25 protein-coding genes and 1 tRNA gene are annotated in these 24,727 nt (G+C 58.0%); 9 read left to right on the top strand and 17 right to left on the bottom strand.

Features of this window, described 5'->3' with window-relative positions; genetic code table 11:
- Nucleotides 1-2: 2 nt before the first annotated feature.
- The 7 genes from PK28_RS11990 to PK28_RS11960 form a co-directional block, all read right to left on the bottom strand.
- Nucleotides 3-332 carry a hypothetical protein gene (locus tag PK28_RS11990; protein WP_044514153.1) on the bottom strand — a complete coding sequence of 110 codons (330 nt, stop codon included), beginning with the start codon at nucleotides 330-332 and terminating at the stop codon, nucleotides 3-5.
- A gap of 127 nt (nucleotides 333-459) precedes the next feature.
- Nucleotides 460-1,047, bottom strand: a complete 588-nt coding sequence (locus PK28_RS11985) for a hypothetical protein (protein WP_044514151.1) — start codon at nucleotides 1,045-1,047, stop codon at nucleotides 460-462.
- 51 nt (nucleotides 1,048-1,098) lie between these two features.
- Nucleotides 1,099-1,578, bottom strand: a complete 480-nt coding sequence (gene paaD, locus PK28_RS11980) for a 1,2-phenylacetyl-CoA epoxidase subunit PaaD (RefSeq protein WP_044514149.1) — start codon at nucleotides 1,576-1,578, stop codon at nucleotides 1,099-1,101.
- Nucleotides 1,579-1,831: 253 nt separating this feature from the next.
- Complete coding sequence (paaC, locus tag PK28_RS11975) at nucleotides 1,832-2,587, bottom strand: 1,2-phenylacetyl-CoA epoxidase subunit PaaC (RefSeq protein ID WP_044514147.1); 756 nt, start codon at nucleotides 2,585-2,587, stop codon at nucleotides 1,832-1,834.
- A 5-nt stretch (nucleotides 2,588-2,592) separates the two neighbouring features.
- The gene (locus tag PK28_RS11970; RefSeq protein WP_044514145.1) at nucleotides 2,593-3,276 is read right to left on the bottom strand and encodes a phenylacetic acid degradation b; all 684 of its coding nucleotides are present in this window, start codon (nucleotides 3,274-3,276) and stop codon (nucleotides 2,593-2,595) included.
- Nucleotides 3,277-3,389: 113 nt separating this feature from the next.
- Nucleotides 3,390-4,379: a 1,2-phenylacetyl-CoA epoxidase subunit PaaA gene (paaA, locus tag PK28_RS11965; protein ID WP_044514143.1), complete on the bottom strand. Its 990-nt coding sequence runs from the start codon at nucleotides 4,377-4,379 to the stop codon at nucleotides 3,390-3,392.
- 30 nt (nucleotides 4,380-4,409) lie between these two features.
- Nucleotides 4,410-5,000, bottom strand: a complete 591-nt coding sequence (locus PK28_RS11960) for a TetR/AcrR family transcriptional regulator (protein ID WP_044514142.1) — start codon at nucleotides 4,998-5,000, stop codon at nucleotides 4,410-4,412.
- A gap of 393 nt (nucleotides 5,001-5,393) precedes the next feature.
- Here PK28_RS11960 and thiL point away from each other — a divergent pair, with 393 nt between their 5' ends.
- Nucleotides 5,394-6,422 carry a thiamine-phosphate kinase gene (gene thiL, locus PK28_RS11955; protein ID WP_044516968.1) on the top strand — a complete coding sequence of 343 codons (1,029 nt, stop codon included), beginning with the start codon at nucleotides 5,394-5,396 and terminating at the stop codon, nucleotides 6,420-6,422.
- Nucleotides 6,423-6,595: 173 nt separating this feature from the next.
- On the opposite strand, the gene PK28_RS11950 is transcribed toward thiL, so the two are convergent.
- Genes PK28_RS11950 through rlmD form a run of 3 tightly spaced genes read right to left on the bottom strand, consistent with a single transcriptional unit; the run spans nucleotide 6,596 to nucleotide 8,764 of the window.
- Nucleotides 6,596-7,000, bottom strand: a complete 405-nt coding sequence (locus tag PK28_RS11950; protein WP_410471228.1) for a hypothetical protein — start codon at nucleotides 6,998-7,000, stop codon at nucleotides 6,596-6,598.
- Complete coding sequence (locus tag PK28_RS11945; RefSeq protein WP_044514139.1) at nucleotides 6,982-7,347, bottom strand: hypothetical protein; 366 nt, start codon at nucleotides 7,345-7,347, stop codon at nucleotides 6,982-6,984. Before PK28_RS11945 ends, PK28_RS11950 begins: the two co-directional genes overlap by 19 nt.
- Nucleotides 7,348-7,354: 7 nt before the next feature.
- Nucleotides 7,355-8,764: a 23S rRNA (uracil(1939)-C(5))-methyltransferase RlmD gene (gene rlmD, locus PK28_RS11940; protein ID WP_044516965.1), complete on the bottom strand. Its 1,410-nt coding sequence runs from the start codon at nucleotides 8,762-8,764 to the stop codon at nucleotides 7,355-7,357.
- Between the two features lie 145 nt (nucleotides 8,765-8,909).
- Here rlmD and PK28_RS11935 point away from each other — a divergent pair, with 145 nt between their 5' ends.
- On the top strand, nucleotides 8,910-9,716 hold the full coding sequence (locus tag PK28_RS11935) for an SDR family oxidoreductase (protein ID WP_044514137.1): 807 nt from the start codon (nucleotides 8,910-8,912) through the stop codon (nucleotides 9,714-9,716).
- 169 nt (nucleotides 9,717-9,885) lie between these two features.
- Here PK28_RS11935 and PK28_RS11930 read toward each other — a convergent pair whose 3' ends face one another.
- Complete coding sequence (locus PK28_RS11930) at nucleotides 9,886-10,611, bottom strand: hypothetical protein (RefSeq protein WP_044514135.1); 726 nt, start codon at nucleotides 10,609-10,611, stop codon at nucleotides 9,886-9,888.
- Nucleotides 10,612-10,689: 78 nt separating this feature from the next.
- On the opposite strand from PK28_RS11930, the gene PK28_RS11925 reads away from it, so the two are divergent.
- Nucleotides 10,690-10,762, top strand: a tRNA-Lys gene (locus PK28_RS11925).
- A gap of 452 nt (nucleotides 10,763-11,214) precedes the next feature.
- The gene (locus PK28_RS11915; RefSeq protein ID WP_044514131.1) at nucleotides 11,215-11,538 is read left to right on the top strand and encodes a hypothetical protein; all 324 of its coding nucleotides are present in this window, start codon (nucleotides 11,215-11,217) and stop codon (nucleotides 11,536-11,538) included.
- 10 nt (nucleotides 11,539-11,548) lie between these two features.
- Here the strand turns inward: PK28_RS11915 and carB are convergent, their stop codons facing one another.
- The 6 genes from carB to PK28_RS11885 form a co-directional block, all read right to left on the bottom strand.
- Nucleotides 11,549-14,785 carry a carbamoyl-phosphate synthase (glutamine-hydrolyzing) large subunit gene (gene carB / locus PK28_RS11910; RefSeq protein WP_044514128.1) on the bottom strand — a complete coding sequence of 1,079 codons (3,237 nt, stop codon included), beginning with the start codon at nucleotides 14,783-14,785 and terminating at the stop codon, nucleotides 11,549-11,551.
- Nucleotides 14,786-14,900: 115 nt separating this feature from the next.
- A complete protein-coding gene (gene carA / locus PK28_RS11905; RefSeq protein WP_044514127.1) occupies nucleotides 14,901-15,983 on the bottom strand; it encodes a glutamine-hydrolyzing carbamoyl-phosphate synthase small subunit in 1,083 nt (360 codons plus the stop codon).
- Between the two features lie 102 nt (nucleotides 15,984-16,085).
- The gene (locus PK28_RS11900; RefSeq protein WP_082017080.1) at nucleotides 16,086-17,336 is read right to left on the bottom strand and encodes a 5-(carboxyamino)imidazole ribonucleotide synthase; all 1,251 of its coding nucleotides are present in this window, start codon (nucleotides 17,334-17,336) and stop codon (nucleotides 16,086-16,088) included.
- Entirely contained in the window at nucleotides 17,333-17,863 is a 531-nt protein-coding gene (gene purE / locus PK28_RS11895) for a 5-(carboxyamino)imidazole ribonucleotide mutase (protein ID WP_044514124.1), read from the bottom strand. Before purE ends, PK28_RS11900 begins: the two co-directional genes overlap by 4 nt.
- Before the next feature lie 88 nt (nucleotides 17,864-17,951).
- On the bottom strand, nucleotides 17,952-19,229 hold the full coding sequence (locus PK28_RS11890) for a dihydroorotase (RefSeq protein ID WP_044514122.1): 1,278 nt from the start codon (nucleotides 19,227-19,229) through the stop codon (nucleotides 17,952-17,954).
- Nucleotides 19,230-19,326: 97 nt separating this feature from the next.
- On the bottom strand, nucleotides 19,327-20,307 hold the full coding sequence (locus tag PK28_RS11885) for an aspartate carbamoyltransferase catalytic subunit (protein WP_044514120.1): 981 nt from the start codon (nucleotides 20,305-20,307) through the stop codon (nucleotides 19,327-19,329).
- 1,146 nt (nucleotides 20,308-21,453) lie between these two features.
- Between PK28_RS11885 and PK28_RS11875 the strand changes: the two genes are divergently transcribed.
- From PK28_RS11875 to PK28_RS11855, 5 genes are all read left to right on the top strand, one after another.
- Nucleotides 21,454-22,107: a hypothetical protein gene (locus tag PK28_RS11875; protein WP_044514116.1), complete on the top strand. Its 654-nt coding sequence runs from the start codon at nucleotides 21,454-21,456 to the stop codon at nucleotides 22,105-22,107.
- Nucleotides 22,104-22,403 (top strand): winged helix-turn-helix domain-containing protein, encoded by a 300-nt coding sequence (locus PK28_RS11870; RefSeq protein ID WP_044514114.1) that lies wholly within the window; start codon nucleotides 22,104-22,106, stop codon nucleotides 22,401-22,403. Before PK28_RS11875 ends, PK28_RS11870 begins: the two co-directional genes overlap by 4 nt.
- Nucleotides 22,404-22,470: 67 nt before the next feature.
- Nucleotides 22,471-24,129 (top strand): DUF4153 domain-containing protein, encoded by a 1,659-nt coding sequence (locus PK28_RS11865; RefSeq protein WP_197070408.1) that lies wholly within the window; start codon nucleotides 22,471-22,473, stop codon nucleotides 24,127-24,129.
- The gene (locus tag PK28_RS11860; RefSeq protein ID WP_044514111.1) at nucleotides 24,107-24,346 is read left to right on the top strand and encodes a hypothetical protein; all 240 of its coding nucleotides are present in this window, start codon (nucleotides 24,107-24,109) and stop codon (nucleotides 24,344-24,346) included. Before PK28_RS11865 ends, PK28_RS11860 begins: the two co-directional genes overlap by 23 nt.
- Nucleotides 24,347-24,353: 7 nt before the next feature.
- Complete coding sequence (locus PK28_RS11855) at nucleotides 24,354-24,725, top strand: hypothetical protein (protein ID WP_044514109.1); 372 nt, start codon at nucleotides 24,354-24,356, stop codon at nucleotides 24,723-24,725.
- The last annotated feature ends 2 nt before the right edge of the window (nucleotides 24,726-24,727 follow it).

The raw sequence follows: 24,727 nt of genomic DNA, 5'->3' as shown, positions 1-24,727 counted from the left end.
CGTTAATTTTGCGGCGAGGAGGTAGATGCGGGTTGAATGCAGGTTATTCGCACCGTTTCTCCCACCATACAAATACTGACCATGGAGTCATATTCATACGCCACATATAGTTGTTCCCCATCGTGCGGGGTATAGGCCTGCCAGGCAGAACCGTGGGGCTCCAGGCGCTGGCCGTCCTCTAGCTCCAGCACCATGCGGCAGCCGTCGAGGCCGGTTAAATCACGCACGGTTACCAAAGTAGCACAAGCCGGGGCAGCTTCCTCGTGGGCGCAGCCACTCAGCAGGCCGGCGGATAGCAATAGAAAAAGCGAAAGGCGGGATAGAGTGCGCATAATATTGAGTAGTAGATAAGGTGTGTATAGAGCAGATTCTATGTTCGGCCGTAAGGTTGCACAGCAACGCCCGACCAACTGGAAATTTTCTAGCCGGTCGGGCGTTGTCGTTTAAAGCGTACAGAAGTTACTGCTGAATGGTAAACAGCGGCAGCGGCTTTAGCTTGGCATATTTGCCACCCAGCTCAGATAGTTCGGCTTGATGGAGCTGTAGGTAGTCGTTGAAGCGTTGGGCGGCTTTATCGTAGCGCACCCGGAAGGCCACCACCTCGGCATCCGACTGCTGAATTCCTTCGGTAAGGTTACGCACCAGCTCACTTTTCTGGCCGGCCTCGGGTAGCGCCACGGTATATACAGCCCGCAGTACGGAATCCTGGGCGGCATCATAAGCATCAATCCGGGCAGATTCCTGCATGGTTTGCTGATTGTAGCGCAAGCCCTTCAGACGGTTGTTGGCTTTCAGCAGCTGCTGAAGCTGCGTGCGGTCGGTGCCGGGCTGGTCCTGCAGTTCCCGGATGATTTGCCGGGTAGCGCTATGTTTGGCGTTGTCGCTGGTTATCATTTCCGTCCAGCGGGCTTCCACAGTGTCTTGCAGCACGCTGATCTGGGCTTTTGCTGCTGCCGGCGAGGCCGGATCAATGGGTGCGGGAGTGCGGTTACAGGCATCGAGGCCGGCCATAAGTAAGAAAAGGGCCAGCGGCAGGATTTTTTTCATGACAGCAATAACGCCGCAAAAAGCGAAATAGTGAGATAAGGCCGAATAAAATTACACGGGCTTGAACTGCTCAAACATCTGCCGGCAATTATGGCAGTAGTGCATGGAGCGGCATAGTGTAGCGCCAAAAGGTGTGCGCATTTCTGTATTCTGGCTGTTGCAGTAAGGGCAGGTGGCGTACTCCAGAATATCCAGATCCAGCACCTGGTTATACATGGGCGGCGGGGCTAGTCCAAAGTTCTTCAACGCCAGGCGTCCCTTCTCGCTCACCATGTTGGTGTTCCAGGGCTCCTCAAAGCTCATTTCAATCTGCACGTTCTCTACGCCGTGGGCATGCAGTACCCGCTCCACGTCGCGCTGCATGTAATCCATGGCCGGGCAGCCGGAAAAGGTAGGGGTCATTTTTACCAGCACACCACCGTCTTCCTGCAGCACCACGTCCCGGATAACGCCCAGATCAACCAGGGAAAGCACCGGTATTTCGGGGTCCTTCACTTCTTCCAGCCAGGTTAGTATCGTGGGCTTATCCATGTGCGTTGCGCGTTAATTAAATAGACCGTCATGCTGAGCAGAGCCGAAGCATCTCGCGTGCTGAGGTTGCCAAAGTAACTGTCATGTTGAGCCTAGGGAAGGACCTTCTCACGGCGGCACGATAATTTGAACAAAACGACTCGTGCTAGCGGGATAAGGTCCTTCCTTCGTCAGGATGACAGGCGAAGTAGGCGAGATGTGTCGGTCCCTGGCTTGATGCGCACCTTTTCGGTATGACAGAAGATTAGGCTGATTACCAGTCAGCCGTGGGGTCGAGGCGGAATACTTCGGCCATTTCGTCCAGCAGGGGCTGCAGGTACTCGGTGTGCTCTCCGGTACGGCCGCCGTACACGGGCGTAAGGGTCCGCAGGTCGGGCAGTTGTAAGGCCGTCTGGCTCAGCACAGTCCGGATGCTTTCTTCCCAACGACCCTTCAGGGCATCTTCACCGATGAAAATACCTTCGGCTATAATGGCTTCTTCCTGATCTGTTTTCTCAAACAAGCCCAGCGCATAGGGCAGCGCGTAGTTCAGAGACTGTTGCAGGCGCTCAATGGCTTCCTCGGTGCTGGAGCCCAGGCGCTTTACCCAGGTATTGGCGTGCAGTACGTGGTACTTCAGTTCGCCTTTCAGTTTGCGGGCTACCTGAGCCAGCGGCTCATAGCTGCTCTGGCCCAGAGCTTCAAAGCGCAGCAGCTCGGCATGATCGTAGAGGAAGTGGCGGATCAAACTGAAATCATACTCGCCAATGGGCAACTCCACCAGCTGGCTGCAGTGAAACTGGGGCGCGTTGCGGGTGAAGGCTACCGTATCCGGCTCAGCTTCGCCCAGCTGGTTCAGCAGCAAATACAGCTGCAGGCTGTGGCCCAGCTTGTCCTGCGCCATGGAGGAAAAGGCAATATCTTCCTCCAGAATGGGGCCCAGGCCATTCCATTCAGAATTGCGGTGACCCAGAATCAGCTGGTCGTCGGCGAGGCGGTACAGGAGGTCTTTGAGAGCTGCTTGATTCACGACGTTCAGGCTTGGGGGGCGTTTTGGTGTTGTTCTTGTTTGAAGCGCTCAATGCGGTCCTGCACGCGGTAGGCCAGGGCTTCGCGGTACTTTTTCTCCGGGTTAGTGGCCCAAATATCCTTGTCGTCCTCCTCGGAGCGCAGCACATCCGCCGAGCGCACCACCCATGCATTCACCACAGGGCGCTGCTCACCGAAAACGGCTTTGGCTACCTGCAGCGCCTGGCCGGGCGTAGCGGCCTGCACTTTGCCTACGTGTGTGTGCGCTTTGCCACGTTTTTTCAGATGGAAGATGTCGTAGTCTTCTTCCCCTTCCCCGGCCGCGTATGTGGCAGCCGCCTGGGTTTCCTCGGTAGGTTCCGTTGCCGGTACTTCGCCGCGGTCGGCGGGCAGCGTGTCATATACTGATTCCGTGTCGCCTACGTATCCCGTCAGCTGAATGCTGGTGGTGGGCACTACCCACATGCCCGTGCAGGGGAAGCGGCGGCTGTACTGCTCTTTGGCAAAGAGAAACGCCACATCAGCTGAAGGCGCGTGCACGGGGCCTACATACACGTAGGCGGCGCCTTCTTTTTTCTGATGAAAGACTTCGTAGGTCTCGAACTGATCCAGCTGAGATTTATCGGGTGGAGGCGGAGGAGTATCCGGCAAACCTAAACGGTTAATGCGCGGGTCGAGGGAGTGGAGCACAGGTGGGAAAATTATGAAATATGAATTCTGAATGCCGAGGGGTGGGGCGGGGTGGGACGCTTGCTCTACAACTCAGAACCCATATTTCAATGCTTGAATAGCTGACTGGCTTACTAGGCCAGCGGCTTTACATATTTGGCCTGGGGCGAAAGCAGGGCGCGGCGTACCCAGGCACCGTTTTCTTCGGCAGCGCGGCGCACAGCCAGGCGCTCCTTGTTGCAGGGGCCGTCGCCGTTAATCACGCGCTTGAAGTCTTCCCAGTCGGGCTCGGTGAACTCCCACTGGCCGGTTTCTTCGTTTTTGTGCAGGTTGGGGTCGGGCAGAGTGAGGCCCAGCTCCCAGATTTTGGGCACGTACATATCCAGAAACTGCTGACGGCAGTCGTCGTTGGTGGCCATCTTCACCTTCCAACGCATCAGGATTTCCGTGTGCGTGCTCATCTTGTCGGCGGGACCGAAGAAAGTCATGATGGCGGGCCACCAGCGGTTCAGGGCCTCCTGCATCATGCGGCGCTGGGTGGGCGTGCCGGTTGCCATGTGCGTTACGGCATCGTGGCCGTACTTCAGGTGGAAGGCTTCCTCGGCGCAAATCCGGTCCAGAGCCCGGCAGTAGGGGCCATAGCTGCCCTTGGCGTTGGCCAGCTGGTTTACAATGGCGCCGGCATCAATCAGCCAGGAAATAACGTTGGAGTCGGCCCAGGTGGGGGTGGGGTAGTTGAAGACGTTGCTGTACTTCGACTTGCCGTTGATGAGGTCAGACAGCATCTGCTCCCGGGTTTTACCCAGCGTTTCAGCGGCCGAGTACAGCAGTTGCGCGTGGCCTACTTCGTCCTGCACTTTGGCCATCTGGGCCATTTTGCGGCGGAAGCCGGGCGCGCGGGTAATCCAGGTACCTTCGGGCAGGGAGCCAATAATTTCCGAGTGCGCATGCTGCTCAATCATACGGATGAGCTGCTTGCGGTACAGGGCCGGCATCCAGTCTGAGGGCTCAATTTTCTCGCCCCGGGCAATGCGTGCCTCAAACTCGGCCAACAGAATCGGGTCTTCGTTTTCTAAGCCATCGGCCTTAACCGGTGCTTCAAAAGTGTTTCCTCCGCCGTACATAATGCGCTGGGGTAAATGGTGGGAAGTAAATTATTGGGTGGGGCCGGCCAGTCCGCGCAACAGTTGCTCCGCCAGGCGGTGTGCTATGTCATCGGGGCTGAGTTTGCCGTTGGGTTTGTACCAGGTAGGCAGCCAGTTCAGGCTGGCCAGAAGCGTAAGCGTGGCAAAGCCGGCATCGGGAGCATGAAGCTCACCGGTAGTCAGGCCCTGCTGAATCAATTCGCGAAAACCAGCTTCATACTGCTCGCGCAGTGTAAGAAACTCCGTGCGGGCCGGCTCCGAGAGATGGCGCCACTCGTGCAGAAATACCGCCGAAGCGGCCACGTCCTGGGTAAGCACGCGCACATGGCTTTCAATGGCCCGGCGCAGCTGCTCTGCAATCGTTTGCGCTTTATCGTAAGTCGATGCTTCAAATCCGGCAAAAAAAGCATCTGCCAGTCGGAAGCAAATACGGTTCAGAATCTCCTCTTTGCTCCGAATGTGCGAGTAAATGCTGCCCGCTTCAATACCTAAAGCTGACGCCAACTCCCGCATGCTGGTAGCCGCAAAGCCCCGCGACCGAAACAGCGCCGTAGCAGTCTGGTCAATCTGTGCTTTGCGGGAGAGAGTAGCCGGTTCCATATGGGTTCAACAAAGATATGATTCCTAACGTTCGTTAGCAAACGATTGTTGCGACCTGAAGTTGTTTGGGATGAGGTTATGAAAGAATGGCCATAACGAGTACATGGCGCCTAGAGCAAAGTCCAGTCAGCTGACGAATGATTGTAGCGCGAAGCTCCGGCTTCGCGTACTCGCGAAGCGAGTGGGCGGAAACGCGCCGTTTGAGTAAACGCGTAGGAACTCGCTTTACTCGTACGCGAAGCCGGAACTTCGCGCTACTCTCCTCACATCAGCCCGCAAGCTACTGCGCTCCTAGCGCCACATTCAAGTTGTATAAGTATAGGCTAACTTCTGTCTGTATTTCACGCAGCCCGTAGAGTATTGTACTTTTGCACCCTCATTTAATTGAATTCCATGAGCGACATCACGCCACTCGATAAAGTAGGGGAGTTCGGTCTTATCCACCGCATTCAGAATACCATCACGCTCCATCAACCCAGCACCGTTTTAGGAATTGGCGACGATGCCGCCATCATAGCTCCGGCCGCCAACCACGACGTAGTGGTGAGCACAGATATGCTGGTGGAAGGCATCCACTTCGACCTCACGTTCTGCCCGCTCAAGCATGTGGGCTACAAAGCAGTAGCCGTGAATGTGTCGGACATTGCCGCAATGAATGCCACGCCCACGCAAATTGTGGTGTCGATTTCTATTGGTGCCCGGTTTTCAGTGGAGGCTATTGAGGAACTGTACGAAGGCATGCGCCTGGCCTGTGAAGCCTATAATGTGGATTTGGTGGGCGGAGACACGACGGCCAGCCGGGGTGGACTTACTATCAACATCACGGCTTTAGGGCAGGTAGAACACGGTAAAGCGGTGCGCCGTAGCGGGGCCGGCTCCAACGACCTGCTGTGCGTAACCGGCGACCTGGGCGGTGCTTTTCTGGGTCTGCAGGTGCTGGAGCGCGAAAAGCAGGCCTGGCAGGCCGACCCCGAAACGCAGCCCGAGCTCAGCAAATACCCCTACGTGCTGCAGCGCCAGCTCCGCCCCGAAGCCCGCATGGACATCATCCACGAGCTGCGCGACCTGGGCGTGGTGCCCACCAGCATGATTGATATTTCCGACGGGCTGGCTTCCGAAACCCTCCACCTCTGCCAGGCCAGCGGCACCGGCGCGCGCATCTTCTCCGAAAACCTGCCCATTGCCAATCCCACGCTGGAAGTAGCCGAGGAATTTAACCTCGACCCCATCATGTGCATGCTCAACGGCGGCGAGGACTACGAGCTGCTCTTTACCGTGCCGCTCTCCGACCACGACAAGCTCAAAAACCACCCCGATATCACCATCATCGGCCACATGGTAGACAAGAGCGAAGGCGCCAACCTGATTACCAAAGCCGGTCAGCCGGTGCCCCTGCGCGCCCAGGGCTGGCAGCACTTTTAAAAATTGTCATTGCGAGGAGGCACGACGAAGCAATCCGTCCTCTACACAGCCGACACTTCCTTTTACCAGAAAGCCCTTGGCGCGTAGTGCACACGTCAAGGGCTTTCTGATTTATTTGGGCTCAGTACATTGCAGAGGACGGATTGCTTCGTCGTGCCTCCTCGCAATGACAGTTAATCTTCCGGGTAAGGGATGTATACGAAGTTGGTGAACTCCTCATCCAGCACGAACAGGCAGCAGTACTCATTGGGGTCACGGTAGGTATTCTGAAAGGCTTCAATTCCCTCCTGACTCACAATGCCCTGCTGCACAAACAGCTCCAGGTAGCTGGCGAAAACGTGCCATTCCAGGTTCAGCTCGTCTGCATTGATGAGCAGACCACCCAGTGGCACCTCCTGTCGGGCAAACACAAAAATCGGGTACTTCGAAATATCCCGCTTCCGAATCTGGGAGGAGGCCTCCATCAGTGTATCAGAAACGGTAGCAAAATCCTTGGTGATGGTGCCGAGGTACTTGCCGTTCAGTTCGGGGTCGTTGGTGTAGTCCATGGTGTAGATTTTTATTCGAGTACCATCCATGCTTCACTAGCATCTGTATAGATGCCAATTTCTGCTACTATATCCGGGTTATTAGGATTGAGAGATAAGCGAATTTGATTACCGTCTACAAAATGAATTTCAAGGCTTTGTCGCTCTTTGTAGACAACGTGCTTTACAACTTGTGTGATTAAAGCGCACAGCTTATTCCTGTATTGCTCACCAGAAAAGTGAAATACTTTTTCTTCAATTATTACTTCAGGCCAGATATACATGGTATACCTGTTGCCGTCAAAATCCAGTTGAAGATAATCCATCACAAAAACGACGGAGCTAAGTTTTTCGCCAGCTAATTCATTTAACCAATCAGTAATATTTATATCATTCATATAGGTATCACCGCAACTCCAGTAACACCACATTTTCCACGTGGTGCGTATGGGGGAACATATCCACGGGCTGCACTTTAGTAACCTTATACGCCTCATCCAGCAGCTCCAAATCCCGGGCCTGGGTGCCGGGGTTGCAGCTAACGTACACGATACGAGGGGCGCGCATTTCCAGCAGACGGGCCACTACGTCGGGGTGCATGCCGGCGCGGGGCGGGTCGGTGATGATGACATCGGGGCGGCCGTGCTTGGCGATGAATTCGGAGTTGAGTACATCCTTCATGTCGCCGGCGTAAAACTCGGTGTTGGTAGTGCCGTTGATTTCAGAGTTGATGTACGCGTCCTTCACCGCTGATTCTACATACTCTACGCCTACTACGTGCCGGGCTTGGCGGGCCACAAAGTTGGCAATGGTGCCGGCGCCGGTGTAGAGGTCATACACCAGCTCTGAGCCGGTGAGCTGGGCGAAGTCGCGGGTGACTTTGTAGAGGTTGTAGGCGCCTTCGGAATTGGTCTGGTAGAAAGATTTTGGTCCTACGCGGAAGCGCAGGCCTTCCATTTCCTCGTGAATGTACGGCTCTCCCTTGTAGCACACCACGTCCAGGTCGTGGAAGGTTTCGTTGCCTTTGTCGTTGAGGACGTAGTTGAGGGAGGTGATTTGCGGGAACCGCTCGTAGATGTAGTCCAGCAGCGGGAACAGCGCATCGTGGGCATAATAGCACTGCAGAATTACCATCAGGTCGCCGGAGTTAGCCGTGCGGATGATGAGGTTGCGCAGGAAGCCTTCCTGCGTAACCAGGTTGTTGAAGGGCAGGTCATGCTCGTGGGCGTAGTCACGCACGGCCAGCCGGATCTGGTTGCTGGGGTCGGGCTGTAGCCAGCAGTGGTTCACGTCCAGAATCTTATCGAAGCGGGCGGGCGTGTGGAAGCCCAGCACGCGCCGGTCGTAGTTGTGGCCGCTGGCAATCTGCTCGTTCGTGAGCCAGCCATTGTGGCTGAAGGTGTATTCCAGCTTGTTGCGGTAATACGTCTGGGCCGGAGAGGGGAGAATGGGCTGTATTTCGGGCAGCGCTACTTTGCCAATGCGCTGCAGGGTATCGGCCACCTGCTGGTGCTTGAATTTAAGCTGGGTTTCGTAACCCAGGTGCTGCCACTTGCAGCCGCCACAGGTGCCAAAATGCTCGCAGAAAGGCTGCACGCGCAGCTCGGAGTATTTATGGAAGTGCGTGGGTACGGCTTCCAAGAAGTTCTTTTTGGCTTTGGTTACGCGCAGGTCTACCACGTCGCCGGGGGCTACCTGGGTTACAAAAATGACCAGATTCTCGCGGCGCACCAGGCACTTGCCTTCGGCTACCATGTCGGTGATTTCGACTTCGCGAAGCAGCTCCGCGGGGATGTTTTTTACTGATTTCCTCACAAGCGCAAAGGTAACCACGGATTTGACCAGATTTATGAGGAGATGCGGATTTTGTAGAGGGTCCGCCGCTGTAGCTGCGCTCAGAAAAACCGTAGTTTTGCTTCTCCCGGCCTGCTGAGCCAGGGCTAAATTCTGCCAAGACTCTATGAAAGGAAAAGTAGTACTGATTACCGGGGGTACCTCGGGTATTGGCCGCGCCTGTGCCAAGGTGTTCGGCCAGGCCGGCGCCAGAGTAGTTATCACGGGCCGTAATGAAGCGCGCCTGCAGGAAACCAGCGCTGAGCTGCAGCGCCAGGGCATTGAGCACCGCACCGTGCGCGCCGATGTGGGCAACGAAGAAGACTCGCGCCGGGCAGTAGAGGAAGCCATTGCCGCTTTTGGCCGCCTGGACGTATTGTTGAACAACGCCGGCATTTCTATGCGGGCCCTGTTTCAGGATGCCGACCTGGACGTAATCCGGCAGCTGATGCAAACCAACTTCTTTGGAACGGTATACACCACCAAGTTTGCGCTGCCGCATATTGTGGCCACCAAAGGCTCTATTGTAGGCATCAGCAGCATTGCGGGCTACCGGGGCCTGCCGGGGCGCACGGGCTACTCGGCTTCCAAGTTTGCCATGCAGGGTTTCCTGGAAGCGCTCCGCACGGAGCTGCTGCCCCAAGGCGTGCACGTGCTGGTAGCCTGCCCCGGCTTCACTTCCTCCAATATCCGCAATGTGGCCCTGGCCGCCGATGGCTCCCAGCAGGGCGAGTCGCCGCTGGATGAAGGCAACATTATGAGCAGCGAAGAAGTGGCCCGGCATATCCTGAAAGCCGTGGAGCAGCGCCGCCGCGACATGGTGCTCACTAGTCAGGGTAAACTGACCGTTTTCCTGAACAAATGGCTGCCCGGCCTCACTGATAAGCTGGTGCTGAATCATTTTCGCAAGGAGAAAGACTCTCCTTTGCGCTAGAAGAGCCAGCCTACCTGGCAAGAATTTATAAGGAGAAACCCAACCAGCCCCACCTTAGCTTGCTACCGGGGCGAGTTGGGTTTCTGAAGTAAATGCACTTCTGGGTGCTGTAGAATGTCAGTCAGGTGAATAGCGCCGGCAGCAATATTGCTTCGCCCAAGCATTGGCATTACTCAACCACTAACAGGTTCTGGCGCCGGATGAAAGCAGTGCGCCCGTGCCATTTTACCTGATACCAGATATCCTGCACGCCTTCCACTTGCAGCCGGTCGCCGGCCGCGGCTACTGTCAGCCAATTGGCTCCGGCGGCCGGGCCACTCATCAGCGCCGCCCGGGACTGACACACCAGCCCCACTTTTTCCGGCCGCAACAGATTGAGCAACACCCCGGCCAGCAGCAAATACACACCATACAGCACCCACCATTCCCGAATGATACGGCGGCGCTTTAGCAAGCGAATTAACAAGACCGTGCCCGCTACTACGGCTACTATAAAGGCAGCTTGCAGCAGCTGATTGTAATAGCGCCGGAAGGGAATCAGTAAGCGCTGCGGCCACGAAGTAGTATAGCCGTCGAGGCGGTTGTTTTGGGCGAGCTCCACCATTTTATTCCAGGTAGCCTGCGAGGGAGCATGCGTTTGGAGCACATTCAGGTAATACAACGCCGCCGGATAATGGCCTATTTGCTCCTGAGTGTAGGCCATGCGCACCAGCAACCGGGCACTGTGCTGGTGCTCCTGGCGCAGGGTTTGGCGGTAGAGCTTGTAGGCCGGCAGCAAAGCGCCCGCCTCGAACAAGGAATCTGCTTTTACTAGGGCTTTGCTATCGTTTTGGGCCAGAACGGTTTGGCAGAAAAACAGGCCCAGAAATAAAAAAAAGTGAGTTTTTTTGAGCAAAACGTTTGCAGGATAAGGATCGGCCCTCTACTTTTGTGCCACAATCAGCGAATAACACACGCCGATTGCAAAGTAAAGGATTCTGTAGCTCAGCTGGTAGAGCAATACACTTTTAATGTATGGGTCCTGGGTTCGAATCCCAGCGGGATCACACAAACCCTCTTAGCATCACGCTGAGAGGGTTTTTATTTTAGGCTAACGGTCAAGTTTTGGAATTGCAACTTTGGAAACACAAAATGCTTCGGTGAGTAGGGAAGGCGGCCGAGAATACTTCCTGTTTGGAACTTGCTATCAGAAGCAACCATAACTTTAGGTTCATCCTTTGCGGAGACTTTATCTGAGAAAAAGGTCTTATCTATCCAGTAGTATAACTGTTCAGGTTGCTTAAGTTTGTTGACTAGCATCTTCCTATTGAAATAAGGTTGTATCGTTATCAACTAGATGATTACCCCCGAACAGAAAGCCCGGCAGATCATTGATCAACAGCTGCAAGCATCTGGCCGGGAAATCTAGGATGCCGACAAATTAAACCTTAGTGCCGGATAAGGTGTTGCCGTTCGCGAGTTTCAGACCAGCACTTGGCCGGCCGACTACGCCCTGTTTGTGGACCGCAAACTGGTGGCTGTGGTGGAAGTCAAGCCCAAGGGCACTTCCCTCACGGCCGTGGCCGAGCAGCTGGCGCGCTACCTGACCAGCTCCACCAAATTCGTGCAGCTGGCCGCCGACCACCTCAATCTGCAAAACAGCTCAAGGTGCCAGTGCAAAACAGCTATTTTCGGGCTACTCAAGCGGGACAAGTATTCAGCAGTCCTAAATTTTAACCGGCTCTTAGTGCTGCCTTTTGCAATCAGATATTCCTGGAGCTTCCGTTTCCAGCGCTCGGGCAAGTCGGCACTACGCATGATGGTGCAACGATACGCGAAGTAGAAGCTTTGCCTTACATAGCCTTATACTCGTTCCAGCTCTTGATCTTCAGATCCTTCATCTCCAGCGTGCAGAAGGCCTGAATGAAGGCTTTGGCCAGCCGCGCGTTGGTCAGCAGCGGAATGCCGAAGTCCACGGCCGTGCGGCGGATGGTGTAGTCGTTGTCCAGCTCACCCTTGCTCAGGTTCTTGGGGATGTTGAGCACCAGGTCAATCTTCTTCTCCTTCAGATACGTCAGCACGTTGGGCTCCTGCCGCTCGTCGGGCCAGAAGACCAGCGTGCTGGGCACCTGGTGCTCGGCCAGGAAGCGGTGCGTGCCCGCTGTGGCGTAGAGCGCGAAGCCGTGCTGCACCAGCAGGCGGGCCGAGTCCAGCAGCGCCACCTTCGAGAGCAGCGGGCCGCTGGAGAGCAGCACCGTTTTCTGCGGAATCTTATAGCCCACCGAGAGCATGGCCTTGAGCAGCGCTTCCTCGGCCGTGTCGCCCAGGCAGCCCACCTCGCCGGTGGAGGTCATGTCCACGCGCAGCACCGGGTCGGCGCCGGGCAGGCGGGTGAAGGAGAACTGCGGGGCCTTTACCCCCACGAAGGGCAGATCGTAGACCAGCTCGCTGGCGTCGCGCGTCACTTTCTTCCCCAGCAGTACCTGGGTGGCCTTCTGGATCAGGTTGTGGCCCGAGACCTTGCTCACGAAGGGGAAGGAGCGGGAGGCGCGGATGTTGCACTCAATCACCCGGATTTCGCGGTTTTTCTCCAGAAACTGGATGTTGAAGGGCCCGCTGATTTCAAAGCGCTTGGCAATCTTCTCGGCAATGATCTTGAGCTTGCGCACCGTGCCCACGTACACGCGCTGGGGCGGGTAGTACATGGTCGCGTCGCCGGAGTGCACGCCGGCAAACTCCACGTGCTCGGAAATGGCGTAGCTCACGATTTCGCCCCGGTCGGCCACGGCGTCCAGCTCAATTTCCTTGGCCTCCTGGATGAACTCGGAGACCACCACCGGGTATTCGGCACTGACTTCCTTCGCAGCTTTGAGGAATTCTTCCAGCTCGAAGGCATTGGACACCACGTTCATGGCCGCCCCCGACAGCACGTAGCTGGGCCGGATCAGCACGGGGTAGCCCACCTCATTTACGAAGTCGAACATGGCTTCCAGCGAGGTGAGCTCCTGCCAGCGGGGCTGGGCAATGCCCAGCTCATCGAGGATAGAGGAGAACTTGTGGCGGTTTTCCGCCTGGTCAATCATGGCCGCCGAGGTGCCCAGGATGGGCGCCTTGGCCTCGGCCAGGCGGGTGGCCAGGTTGTTGGGAATCTGCCCGCCCGTGGAGAGAATCACCCCGCCCGGCTGTTCAAAGTCCAGAATGTCCAGCACCCGCTCGAAGCTCAGCTCCTCGAAGTAGAGCCGGTCCGAGACGTCGTAGTCGGTGGAGACGGTTTCGGGGTTGTAGTTGATGATAATCGTCTTGTAACCCTCGGCCGCGGCCGTCTGCACGGCCTGCACGCCGCACCAGTCAAACTCCACGGAGGAGCCGATGCGGTACACGCCCGAGCCCAGCACCATGACGGACTTATCAGTTTCCGGCGCTAAATCATGTTCCGTGCCGTGGTAGGTGGTGTAGAGGTAGTTGGTCTGGGCCGGGAACTCGGCCGCCAGCGTGTCAATCTGCTTGATGACGGGCAGCACGCCCAGGGCTTTGCGGCGGGCGCGTACCCGCAGCTCGTCGGCCTTCACGTCGCCTTCCCCCAGCAGCTGCACGGCAATCTGCTGGTCGGAAAAGCCAGCTTTTTTGACGTCGCGCAATAGCGCGGTGTCCAGCCCGTCGAGGCCGCCGTTGGTACGGCCTTCGGCAAGCTTTTGGCCTAACTGGAAAATGGTATATAAGCGCTGCAGAAACCACAAGTCGATTTTGGTCAGCTCATGGACCTGCTGGATGCTGTAGCCGGCCTCAAAGGCCAGATTGATAGCGAAGATGCGCTCCTCGTTGGGCTCGCGCAGCAGCTGGTCGATGGCGGCGTTATCCAGCTCGTCCTCGGCCCGGTTGGCCACAAAGCCGCGCTTGCCCGTGTCGAGCATGCGCAGGCCCTTCTGAATGGCTTCCTCAAAGCTTTTGCCGATGGCCATCACCTCGCCCACGCTCTTCATGGCCGAGCCGATCTGCCGGTTCACGCCCGCGAACTTGCCCAGATCCCAGCGCGGCAGCTTGACCACCACGTAGTCCAGGGCCGGCTCAAAGAAGGCCGAGGTGGTCTGCGTCACGCTGTTTTTCAGCTCGGCCAGTGAGTAGCCCAGACTCAGCTTGGCGGCCACGAAGGCCAAGGGGTAGCCCGTGGCCTTGGAGGCCAGGGCCGAGGAGCGCGAGAGGCGCGCATTCACTTCAATGACGCGGTAGTCCTCGGATTTCGGGTCCAGCGCATACTGAATGTTGCACTCGCCCACGATGCCCAGGTGGCGGATGGTCTGAATGCCGAGGCGGCGCAGCTTGTGGTACTCCCGGTTGCTCAGCGTCTGCGACGGCGCTACTACGATGCTCTCCCCGGTGTGGATGCCGATGGGGTCGAAGTTCTCCATGTTGCAGACCGTGATGCAGTTGTCGTAGGCATCGCGCACCACTTCGTACTCCACTTCCTTCCAGCCCTTCAGCGACTCCTCCACCAGAATCTGGTCCGAGGTGGTGAAGGCCTTCTGGGCCAGGGCCCGCAGCTCGTCGAAGTTGTTGGCAAAGCCGCTGCCCAGCCCGCCCAGCGCAAAGGCGGCCCGCACGATGATGGGAAAGCCGATTTTTTCGGCGGCGGCCAGCGCGTCGTCCAGCGTGGTGACGGCCACGCTGCGGGCCGAGAGCACACCAATCTGCCCGAGCTTCTCCTTGAAGATATCCCGGTCCTCCGTGTCGATGATGCTCTGCACGGGCGTGCCCAGCACCTGCACGTTATACTTGTCGAACACGCCGGCGCGGTACAGGGCCACGGCGCAGTTCAGGGCCGTCTGCCCGCCGAAGGCCACCAGAATGCCGTCGGGCTGCTCCTTTTTGATGACTTCCTCCACGAAGTAGGGCGTCACGGGCAGAAAGTACACGTCGTCGGCCAGGCCCTCGGAGGTCTGCACGGTGGCAATGTTGGGGTTGATCAGGATGGTGCGGATGCCTTCCTCTTTCAGGGCCTTGAGCGCCTGGGAGCCGGAGTAGTCGAACTCGCCGGCCTCGCCGATTTTCAGCGCGCCGGAACCGAGGATAAGAACTTTCGTGGGTTTTTCCATGGGGTGGAAAAGCGGGATGTAGAGACGCCTAGTGGCGTCTCAATCGTTGCGGATGTTGTTTTAAGCCGGACGGACCGGCAGCATTCGTTTGAATGGGCGAGGCAAGTAGGCGTCGCTATACCTTCGCGGCTTTATAGGCTGCCACTGCCGTCAAAAAGTCATCAAACAGAAACTCCGTGTCCTGGGGGCCACCGGCGGCTTCGGGGTGGAACTGGGTGGAGAAGAACGGCTTGGTCTGGTGCTTAATGCCTTCGCAGGTGCCGTCGTTCAGGTTCTCAAACAGCACGCGCCACTCGGCCGGCAGCGTGGCCGGGTCGACGGCGAAGCCGTGGTTCTGGCTGGTGATGTAGCAGTGCTGCGTGCCGGTGAGCTTGACGGGCTGGTTGTGGCTGCGGTGACCGTATTTCAGCTTGAAGGTGTCGCCGCCCGCGGCCAGGCCCATGAGCTGGCTGCCCAGGCAGATGCCGAAGATGGGCTTGTCCTGCTGCAGGGCTTTTTGCAGGTGGGTGATAGTAGCCTCACACATTTTCGGGTCGCCGGGGCCGTTGCTGAGGAACAGGCCGTCGTAGTCTAGGGTGGTGAAGTCGTAGTCCCAGGGCACGCGGATGAGCTCCACGTCGCGCTCGAGAAAGCAGCGAATGATGTTGGTCTTGGTGCCGCAGTCCACCAGCACGATTTTGTGCTGGCCGTGGCCGTAGCGGGTGACCTGGGTCGGGCTCACCTGGGCCACCAGGTTGTCCAGGTTCGGGTCGTGGAAGGGCACATCTTCCTCCGCTACGATTTTGCCCAGCATCGCGCCTTTCTCGCGCAGCTTCTTGGTGAGCATCCGCGTGTCCACACCAAAGATGCCGGGGATGTTATACTCTTTGAGCCAGTCGCCCAGGCTTTTGGCCGCGTTCCAGTGGCTGTGTTCTTCGGAATAATAATTGACTACCAGGCCGGCAATGTGCACCTTATCCGACTCGAAAATCCGGGAAATCGACTCGTAGAGCTCCTCGCCAGGCACGCCGTAGTTGCCCACCAGCGGGTAGGTGAGCACCAGGATCTGGCCGGCAAAGGAGGGGTCCGTCAGGTTTTCCGGGTAGCCGGTCATGGCCGTGCTGAACACGACCTCGCCGGCCGCGGAGGTAAAGGCCCCGAAGGATTGGCCCTCGAGTTCGGTGCCGTCTTCCAGAATGAGTTTTACTGTTTGGGTCATGTTCTGTTGGTTCGCCTTAGCCCAGGCCCCCTTCCCCCGCATGATGCGCGACATGGTGAAGAAGGGAGCCAGGGCGGCACGACTGGAAATGATTAATAGCCTCTAGATGTCGTCCAGCCCCGGCAAGCCGAGCAGGCCAGCAGCGCGCCGTGCCACGGTTTTGACACTGGCGACATTCGGGCCGGTGATGGTCAGGTGACCCATCTTGCGGCCTGCGCGCGCGTGCAGCTTGCCGTACAGGTGCAGGTGCGTTCCCGGCAGGCTCAGAACGGCGGTCCAGTCCGGCTCCCGTCGTTGCCCGCGGGCGTCAAACCACACCTCGCCCAGCAGGTTGAGCATGATAGCCGGGGAATGCTGGCGCGGCGGCGGCAAGGGCAAACCCGCCATGGCATGGACCTGCAGGTCAAACTGCGAGGCGTCACAGGCATCCAAGGTGTAATGGCCGCTGTTGTGCGGGCGCGGGGCCATTTCATTGACCACCAGGCCGCCGTGCGCACTGCCGTCGTCCACCACAAAAAACTCGACGCACAGCACCCCGACATAGCCAAGATGATGCGCGATGGAAACGGCCGCCTCGCGAGCCCTGGTTGCCAGGGCGGGCGGCATATTTCCTTCGTACGCATGGGTCACGGCCAGAATGCCATCGACGTGTACGTTGCGCTGGGGGGCGAAACTGACGACCTGCCCGTCCCAACCGCGCGCCACCAGCACCGAACACTCGGCGGTTAGCGGCAGCATCTTTTCCAGCACGCAGGCGACGCTGCCTAACTCCGCCCAGGCGGCTGTCAGCTCAACGGCGGTCCTGACGCGGACCTGACCCTTGCCATCGTAGCCCATGCGCGCGGTTTTCAGGATGCCGGGCAGCAAATCCGCCCGGTCGGCCTGGATGGCCTGCAGCTGGGCCAGCGTTTCAATCACCGCATAAGGTGCGCAACTCACCCCCGACAGATCAGCGCAGGCCGCGAAGTGGGCTTTTTCCTCGATGCGGTTTTGAGCAATGCCTACTACGGCCGCGCCCGGCGCCACGGGTCGGGTCTGGGCCAGCACGTGCAGGGCCTGGGCCGGCACGTTTTCAAACTCGGTGGTGATGGCCTGGCACAGCTGGGCCAGCTGCGAGAGCCCCGCCGGGTCGTTGTAGTCGGTCTGGATGTGGTAGTGACTCACCCGCCCGGCCGGGCTTTGCGCGTCCGGATCCAGCACGGCGGTGAAGTAACCCAGGCGCTGAGCGGCATGCACAAACATGCGGCCCAGCTGGCCGCCCCCCATCACCCCCAGGGTGGCCAGCTGGCCCGCGGCGTCTTCACTGCCCGGGAAAACCGGGGTCATGGCTGCAACTTGAATACCTTCCTTCATACGGGCAGCGTCATGGCGCGAGCAGCTTCGGTTTGTTCGGCGCGAAACGCCTGCAGCCTGGTCGCCAGGGCCGGATCGTGCAAGGCCAGCAGGCTGACGGCGAACAGCGCGGCATTGGCCGCTCCGGCGTCGCCAATAGCAAACGTGGCAACGGGCACCCCTTTAGGCATTTGCACGATGCTGTGCAGGGAGTCTACCCCCTGCAAATGGCGGCTGGCCACCGGCACCCCCAGCACGGGCAGCGTGGTTTTGGCGGCCAGCATGCCTGGCAGGTGGGCGGCGCCACCCGCGCCGGCGATAATGACTTGCAAGCCGCGCGGGCCGGCTTGTTCAGCGTAGGCAAACAAGTCGTCGGGCATGCGGTGGGCCGACACCACACGCGCTTCGTGCGCCACGCCAAAGTGCGTGAGCATCTGCACGGTATGCTGCATGGTGGTCCAGTCGCTGCTGGAGCCCATCACAACGCCAACCAAGGGCTTGCCCGGGGCGGTGCTAGTGGGGGTGTCGGAGGTGGTAAGGGTACTCATGGTGGGCCTTGTAGAGGGGGCTGGGCAGCCCCGGGTGGTCGAAAAAACGTGATTTGGGGCGGAGTCGCGGGCTGGGACCCACGTTCTGTCAGCGCTCCAGCAGGATTTCCGTACCTAAAATCACCAGGTCTACCCGGCCTTTCAGCGTCTGGTTGATGAAGGGGGTGTTCTGGGATTTGGATTTCATGAATTCCTTCGTGAAGGTCGTTTCGGCTTCGGTGTCGAACAAAACGCAGTTGGCTTCCTGGCCGACTTCGATGGCAGCTACTGGCAGGCCCATCAAGCGACGGGGCTCGGCCGAATAGCGCTTCACCACCAGGTCCCACCCGAATTTTCCGGGCTCAACGAAGAAGTGGTGGAGCGAGACCAGGGCCGTATCCAGGCCGGTGATGCCGTTGGGCGCGCTAATGAAATCCTGGGCTTTTTCGAACGGCGTGTGCGGCGCGTGGTCCGTGGCAATGATGTCGAAGACGCCTTCCTTGAGCCCTTCCAGCAGCGCATCACAATCGACCTGCGTTCGCAGCGGCGGGTTCATCTTGTAGTTCGTGTCGTAGTCCCCGATGTGCTCGTCGGTGAACAGCAGGTGGTGCGGCATCACTTCCGCCGTCACCTTTACATCGCCTCGGGATTTCCACCAGCGGATGGTTTCCATGCCGAGCTTGCTGGACACGTGCTGGATGTGCACGTGCGCGCCCGCCGCCCGGGCCAGGCGAATGTCGCGGTCGATGATGATTTCCTCCGCGCACGCCGGCGAGCCCTTGATACCGAGCCGGTAGCTCATCACTCCTTCGTTCAGGGCACGCGGCCCGGCCAGTTCCGGCACCTCGCAGTGGCTGGCGAAAAACATCCCAAACTCGGTGGCGTACTGCATGGCCCGCAACAGCACCGCCGGGTCGGCGGTGGTGTCGCCGTCGTCGGTGAGCATGGTCACGCCGAGTCTGTGCATGCCCTCGATTTCGGCCAACTCCTTGCCTTCGCGGTTTTTGGTAACGCAGCCGGAAGTATACACTGGAATGCGGGACCGGTCCTTGGCATTTTCCAGGACGGTGGCTATGGCAGTCGCCGAGTCGAGGGCCGGGCGGGTATTCGGCATCATGACCACGCCGGTAATGCCGCCGTTGATGGCCGCTTCGCTCCCCGTGGTGATGGTTTCCTTGTTCTCGAAGCCGGGGGCACGGAAATGAACGTGGGCATCAAACATGCCGGGCATAAGCACCCGACCTCGCGCGTCGATGACCCGGCTACCTTCAGGAATGGCCAGGCTTTTGCCGATGTCCTGAATTATTCCTTCGACAATCAGAACATCACTCTCGATAAGCACGGGTGAATTTTCGGAGGCGATGCGGGCGTTTTGAAGGAGGAGCATGAATTTATGAGTGCTGTAAACTGGGAAAGAGTGAGGAGATATTCGGGCTGTTGGAGATGAAAAACACACGGGTGGAACCAGCCGCCGCGTCCGGCGTTTAGGGCGTACTCACCGTTGAGGCAGCTCGCTGCCGTGCGACATACGATTCCTGCTTCGGGAAATCCCCGCCCGGCGTGAGCCAGTCGAGCACGGCCATGCGGATGGAGATGCCGTTTTCGACCTGATTGGTGATAAGGCTGCGCTCATAGTCCATGACGGCGTCGCACAGCTCAACCCCCCGGTTCACGGGGCCGGGGTGCATGATGTATAGGCCCCGGTCGCGAATTTCCGCGAGCCGGTCGTTGGTGATGCCGTAAACCCGGTGGTATTCGCGGACGCTAGGGAAAAACTGCACGTCCTGGCGCTCCATCTGCACGCGGAGCAGGTATACCACATCGGGCGCCCAGGCCATGGCCGCTTCATAGTCGGTGAAGCGGCGGATGCTTTCCGGGACATACTTGGGCACCAGTGAGCCCGGCCCCAGGTAAGCAACCTCAATGCCCAGCTTTTGCAGCAGGGTGCTGGTAGAGCGCGCGACGCGGGAGTGAAGGATGTCGCCGATGATGAGGACTTTTTTGCCCCGGGGATCAGGAAATTTTTCCTTGATGGTGAAGGCGTCCAGCAGAGCCTGCGTGGGGTGCTCGTGCGCCCCGTCGCCGGCATTGATGACCGATGCCGTGGTTTGGCGGGCTATCATTCCGGGCAGACCGGGGTGGCCATGGCGGACGACGATGTAGTCGGTGCGCATGGCCTGGAGCGTCTCAATCGTCTCGCGCACCGACTCGCCCTTGGTGATGGAGGAGTGGGCGACGTCGAAGTTCGTCACCTCCGCCGAGAGGCGTTTGGCGGCAACCTCGAAGGAGGAGTGCGTTCGGGTGCTGGCCTCATAGAAAAGCATGAGCACGGACTTGCCCTCGAGGGCGGGGATTTTCTTCACCGAGCGGGTGAACAATTTTTTAAAGGACGTGGATTGGTCGAGCAAGAACTCGATTTCCTCGCGGTGAAGGGATGCAATGTCGAGCAGGTCTTTACGTGCCATACCGGAGTGGAGGAAAAGTGAGGTCGTCTAGCTAAAACAAACAGTGTAAAATCTTATCTGCCACTTCCCATAAGGGAGAAACTGGCTACCGGTCTGGGCTGAGGAGCTGGCGGCAGCCGCCACGGTTGGCGGTGAGAATGTTGGCGTCCATGGGAGGTACGAATGGACGGCGGGGCGGTAGCCGACGAACTCAATGGACATAAAAAAACCGTTTCGGAATCCGAAACGGCGGCGGGGCAATACCCAGAAAAAATAACAGAAATACCAGAGGCAAAATCGGGAAAACCGATGGAGGCGAAGACCTTCCGGTCCATTCGCGGTTCCCAGCCGAGCAGGGTTCCACGCTTCATCAACAAGTTTTTTGGTTGAAGCATGCTGCAAAGCTACGGCATTGTTACGGAACCTTTACGCAGGCCAGTCAAGAATTTCCGTTAGTCGACCTGTATTGCTAACAAACGAGTAAAGCACCTTCGATTTTTTGCGCTCTGCGGAAGCGTTTCGGGCCTGTTGGTGCCCTTAATTGCGGTTAAAGTTGGGTACTAGAGCCAAACGAGCGGCTTGGGTCAGGGCTCTTAGTGAAAAAGGTGGTCCAGCTAAGCCGGACACAATAGGACATGGTTTGGAGTTGGGCTTCGAAGTGGTTAGGCCTATCCCTAGATCTTTTCCATTTGAATCCGTTTCTCGGCATCAGCTACTTTTACATAGCGCATTAAGGTTTTTATATCCTTATGCCCGTGAACTTCATGAGGACGGCAGGTGGCATCCCTTGGAGTAGGCTCTGGATGACGAACGTGTGGCGCCCGGTATGGGAAGAGAGCAGTTCATACTTTGGTAACCACTGTTCTACCCGTTTACTTCCTTGATAGCGAACCACCTGAATGGGGGAGTCGATGCCACAGAATTTCCCGCTCTCTTTCACAAATGCAAGGACCAAAAAGCTACGGCATGGTCAACCAAATTCAGAAGAAAACCCTGTTTAGCCACATTTAGGTTTATAGCCGGCTATTAGTGAATCTCTCATGATAAGGCGCCATCCAGAAGTGCTTGCTTACAGCCAGTAATGCCATTCTTAAAGCACTTTCTACACAAATGCTTGCAAAGTGAAGAATATTACATTGCTTTGCATTACAAAGTGCTCTGAACGATATGAAGCCTGCTACTGATCCACTTGCCCAGCTCACAGAGATTCGTGCCATTATGGAGCGGTCTTCCCGTTTTCTCTCCCTTAGTGGCTTGTCCGGGGTAGGGGCGGGCTTGGTGGCGCTGGCCGGGGCAGCGGTGGGGCATTTCTATCTGCAGGCGCAGTATGGGCGGGAAGGCTTTCTGCGGCTGGTAGATGCCTCGGAGCCGGAGCGGCAGCAGGCACTGCCCTTTCTGCTGGGGCTGGCCGTGGCCATGATTGTGCTGGCCTTGGTAGTGGCTTGGTATTTCACCCGGCGGCGGGCAGCGCAGGACGGGCGCCCGCTGTGGGATGCGCCGGCCCGGCGTTTATTGCTGAGTCTGGCCGTGCCGCTGGTAGTAGGAGGGCTGTTTTGTCTGGTCCTGTACCTGCGCGGGGCAGCTTCCTTTGTGGTGCCGGGGATGCTGGTTTTCTACGGCCTTGCCTTGCTGAACGCCAGCAAATACACGCTGGATGAAATCCGGCTGTTGGGACTAACGCAACTGGCCCTGGGCCTGCTGGCTCTGGCACTGCCGGGCTGGGGGCTTCTCTTATTCGCGGTGGGGTTTGGCCTGGGGCATATTGGCTACGGGCTGCTCATGTACAACCGCTATGAACGCGCTTCACAACCGGCCCTGTGAAACACGTCATTCATACGCTGAACAAGGCTTTTGACAACCGGGTACGGCTGGGGGTTATGGCGGTGCTCCTGGCGAACGATGCTGTGAGCTTTAATGAGCTGAAAGAGGCCCTGGACCTTACTGACGGCAACCTGGCCAGTCATGTGTCGGCGCTGGAAAAGGCCGGCTATGTAGAGGTGTCCAAGCAGTTTATCGGGAAGAAGCCCAACACCACTTATACGGTATCCAAAGAAGGAAAAAAGGCCTTTCAGGAGCATCTGGATGCGCTGGAAAAATTGTTGCGCGGTCAGGCGTGACCTTTTTTTGTCTTTATACTTTGTAATTCAAAGTTCTTTTAAAAATAAAACTTCATTTCTCATCTTTATGAATACGCTGGCATCATCCGTTCCTATCCGGCCCCAGACAGCTGCGGCCCCACCGTTTCCGCTGACTCTGCTGCAGAAGCTGCTGCTGCCCGTAGGGGCCATTCTGTTTGATGTACTGTTCTGGCAGGAGCGTGCCGCCCTGAGCCTACTACTGTACACCGTTTTTGTGGTGGTGGCGGTGCTGGCGGGCACGCCCCGGCAGGCTGCCATGTGGCGCTCGGGCTATGGCTGGCTGTCGTTGCTGGGCACGTTGTTTAGCGCCCTAATGGTGGCGGTATATGGCTCCGGCGCCGCCCGGCTGGCATGTGTGGCTTCCTTGGCCATCTGGCTGGGATACCTGAACCAGCCCCATCTGAAACTGGTTTTATTTGCCCTGCTGACGGGCTTGTACAATCTTTTTCCGGCGGTGGAGCGCATGGGTCAGCTGCTGCGCCTACCCGCAAATATGGAGAGTAGCCTTACCCGATGGTGGTACTACGGCCGCCTGCTGTTGCTGCCCCTGCTTGCCCTGGCCATCTTCCACGTGCTGTTTGCGGTAGCCAACCCGCGCTACAGTACGCTTACCCACGACTTTTGGCTTGCCTTAGGCGACTTCCTGAGTGTTTTGTTTGAGCGCCTCTCCGTGCCGCACATGCTGTTCTTCCTGCTGGGCCTGGGGCTCTCGACCGGCTGCCTCTTTATCATCCCGGTACATTATCTATCCGACCGGGAGTCGCGCTTAGGGGAGTTTGTGCAGCGGCAGCGCAATAGGGTGGCCTCGTTTGCCGTGCGGCAGCCTGATTTCCGGGCCCGCACGTTTCGCCCGCTTGATTTGCGCAAGGAATACCTGATGGCTCTGGGGCTGCTGGCGCTGGTGAATCTGCTGCTGTTGGTGGTCAATGCCATTGACATCAACTGGATATGGTTTGGCTTTCACCCCGCGCCGGGGTTTGATCTGACGCAGTTTGTGCACGAAGGTACTTACGTGCTGATTCTGAGCATTCTGGTAGCCATGGGCATTGTACTATGGTTTTTTCGCCGTAACCTAAATTTTTACCAGCCGGGCCTGCAGGTGCTGCGCGTGGGAGCTACCATCTGGGTGCTGCAAAATGCGGTACTGGCCGTGTCGGTGGCCCTACGCAACTACTACTATATCCAGTACAGCGGGCTGGCTTACAAGCGCGTTGGCGTGTACGGTTTTTTGCTGCTGACTGTGTTTGGCCTGGCTACGGTTCTGCTGAAAATCTGGCAGCGGCGCTCAGCCTACAGTCTGGTACGCCTGAATGCCCTGGCCGCCTACGGCCTGCTGTTGCTGCTGGCAGCCGGCAACTGGGAAGTCTGGATGGTGCGCTTTAATCTGCAGCCGCGCTTCCGGCAGGTAGACTATGGTTTTCTGCTGGCTATGCCCGACCGGGTACTGCCGGAGCTGGCCCTGCGCGCCCACACGCTGGCCGGGCGCCAGCTAACCACGGAAGACGAATACGGTAAATGGCAACCCCTGGCCCAGGAAACGGCCCGGCAGTTGCTGGCCCGGCGCATCCAGGCGTTTCGGGCGCTGGAAGCCCGCCGCCACTGGCCCAGCCGCACCTGGGCCGACTGGCAGGCAGGCCGCTTTTTCGAACAACACGTCAACCTCACCCTTCAAGCCCAACGCCATGTTGCTGCAAGTGGCCTTTAGTTTTTTGGTGCTGCTGGCCTGCGTGGGCGGCATACTGCTCCTGGCTTTTGTGCTCACGTGGCAGGAGCGGGGCGCTTCTGCTCAGGAACGGCAGTGGCGCTTGCTCACCGGGGTGCTGCCCGTAGCGGGTGGCGTGGTTAGCATCCTGCTGGGGTTGTTTTTCCTGCTGATGGTGGTCTGGTCGCCGGATGGCGCGGAACTGCTGGCTCGTTTGTAGCGCAGCAATGGAACGACTGCTCAATTTTGCGGGGCTTGTAGTACGGCTGGTGCCCGCTCTGCTCTGGTGGGTAGTAGCGGTGGGAATAGGATGCTTTCTGAACCTCCTGCTACTGAACGAAGTGTGGCCCAATACGCCTAAGGCAGGACCAGTACTGGTAGGACTGATGGCAATTTGCGGGCTCCTGATGCTGTGGCTGGTGGCCCGAACGGCAAACCAGGTAGCTCAGTCGTTCCCTTATCAGGGAAGCATCTGGTGTTTGCTCTGGCGTCTTATTGCAATCGGCAGCTATACCGTGGCAATTGTCATATCGCTCTTTGCCGGAGTCTTTGTGCTGTTCGCCATAGGTGAAGTAGTCTTTTACATACTACAGCAATAGAA

It is taken from the genome of Hymenobacter sp. DG25B (assembly GCF_000801315.1).
GTDB lineage: Bacteria > Bacteroidota > Bacteroidia > Cytophagales > Hymenobacteraceae > Hymenobacter.
Note: the sequence above shows the minus strand (reverse complement) of the source record. Positions and strands in the feature narration are given on the sequence as shown.

Bases quoted from the DNA above. Each gene is read 5' to 3' on its own strand.
- PK28_RS11990 (WP_044514153.1), bottom strand. From the start codon at position 332: ATGCGCACTCTATCCCGCCTTTCGCTTTTTCTATTGCTATCCGCCGGC.
- PK28_RS11985 (WP_044514151.1), bottom strand. From the start codon at position 1,047: ATGAAAAAAATCCTGCCGCTGGCCCTTTTCTTACTTATGGCCGGCCTC.
- paaD (WP_044514149.1), bottom strand. From the start codon at position 1,578: ATGGATAAGCCCACGATACTAACCTGGCTGGAAGAAGTGAAGGACCCC.
- paaA (WP_044514143.1), bottom strand. From the start codon at position 4,379: ATGTACGGCGGAGGAAACACTTTTGAAGCACCGGTTAAGGCCGATGGC.
- PK28_RS11960 (WP_044514142.1), bottom strand. From the start codon at position 5,000: ATGGAACCGGCTACTCTCTCCCGCAAAGCACAGATTGACCAGACTGCT.
- thiL (WP_044516968.1), top strand. From the start codon at position 5,394: ATGAGCGACATCACGCCACTCGATAAAGTAGGGGAGTTCGGTCTTATC.
- PK28_RS11950 (WP_410471228.1), bottom strand. From the start codon at position 7,000: ATGGATGGTACTCGAATAAAAATCTACACCATGGACTACACCAACGAC.
- PK28_RS11945 (WP_044514139.1), bottom strand. From the start codon at position 7,347: ATGAATGATATAAATATTACTGATTGGTTAAATGAATTAGCTGGCGAA.
- PK28_RS11935 (WP_044514137.1), top strand. From the start codon at position 8,910: ATGAAAGGAAAAGTAGTACTGATTACCGGGGGTACCTCGGGTATTGGC.
- carB (WP_044514128.1), bottom strand. From the start codon at position 14,785: ATGGAAAAACCCACGAAAGTTCTTATCCTCGGTTCCGGCGCGCTGAAA.
- carA (WP_044514127.1), bottom strand. From the start codon at position 15,983: ATGACCCAAACAGTAAAACTCATTCTGGAAGACGGCACCGAACTCGAG.
- PK28_RS11900 (WP_082017080.1), bottom strand. From the start codon at position 17,336: ATGAAGGAAGGTATTCAAGTTGCAGCCATGACCCCGGTTTTCCCGGGC.
- purE (WP_044514124.1), bottom strand. From the start codon at position 17,863: ATGAGTACCCTTACCACCTCCGACACCCCCACTAGCACCGCCCCGGGC.
- PK28_RS11890 (WP_044514122.1), bottom strand. From the start codon at position 19,229: ATGCTCCTCCTTCAAAACGCCCGCATCGCCTCCGAAAATTCACCCGTG.
- PK28_RS11885 (WP_044514120.1), bottom strand. From the start codon at position 20,307: ATGGCACGTAAAGACCTGCTCGACATTGCATCCCTTCACCGCGAGGAA.
- PK28_RS11875 (WP_044514116.1), top strand. From the start codon at position 21,454: ATGAAGCCTGCTACTGATCCACTTGCCCAGCTCACAGAGATTCGTGCC.
- PK28_RS11865 (WP_197070408.1), top strand. From the start codon at position 22,471: ATGAATACGCTGGCATCATCCGTTCCTATCCGGCCCCAGACAGCTGCG.
- PK28_RS11860 (WP_044514111.1), top strand. From the start codon at position 24,107: ATGTTGCTGCAAGTGGCCTTTAGTTTTTTGGTGCTGCTGGCCTGCGTG.
- PK28_RS11855 (WP_044514109.1), top strand. From the start codon at position 24,354: ATGGAACGACTGCTCAATTTTGCGGGGCTTGTAGTACGGCTGGTGCCC.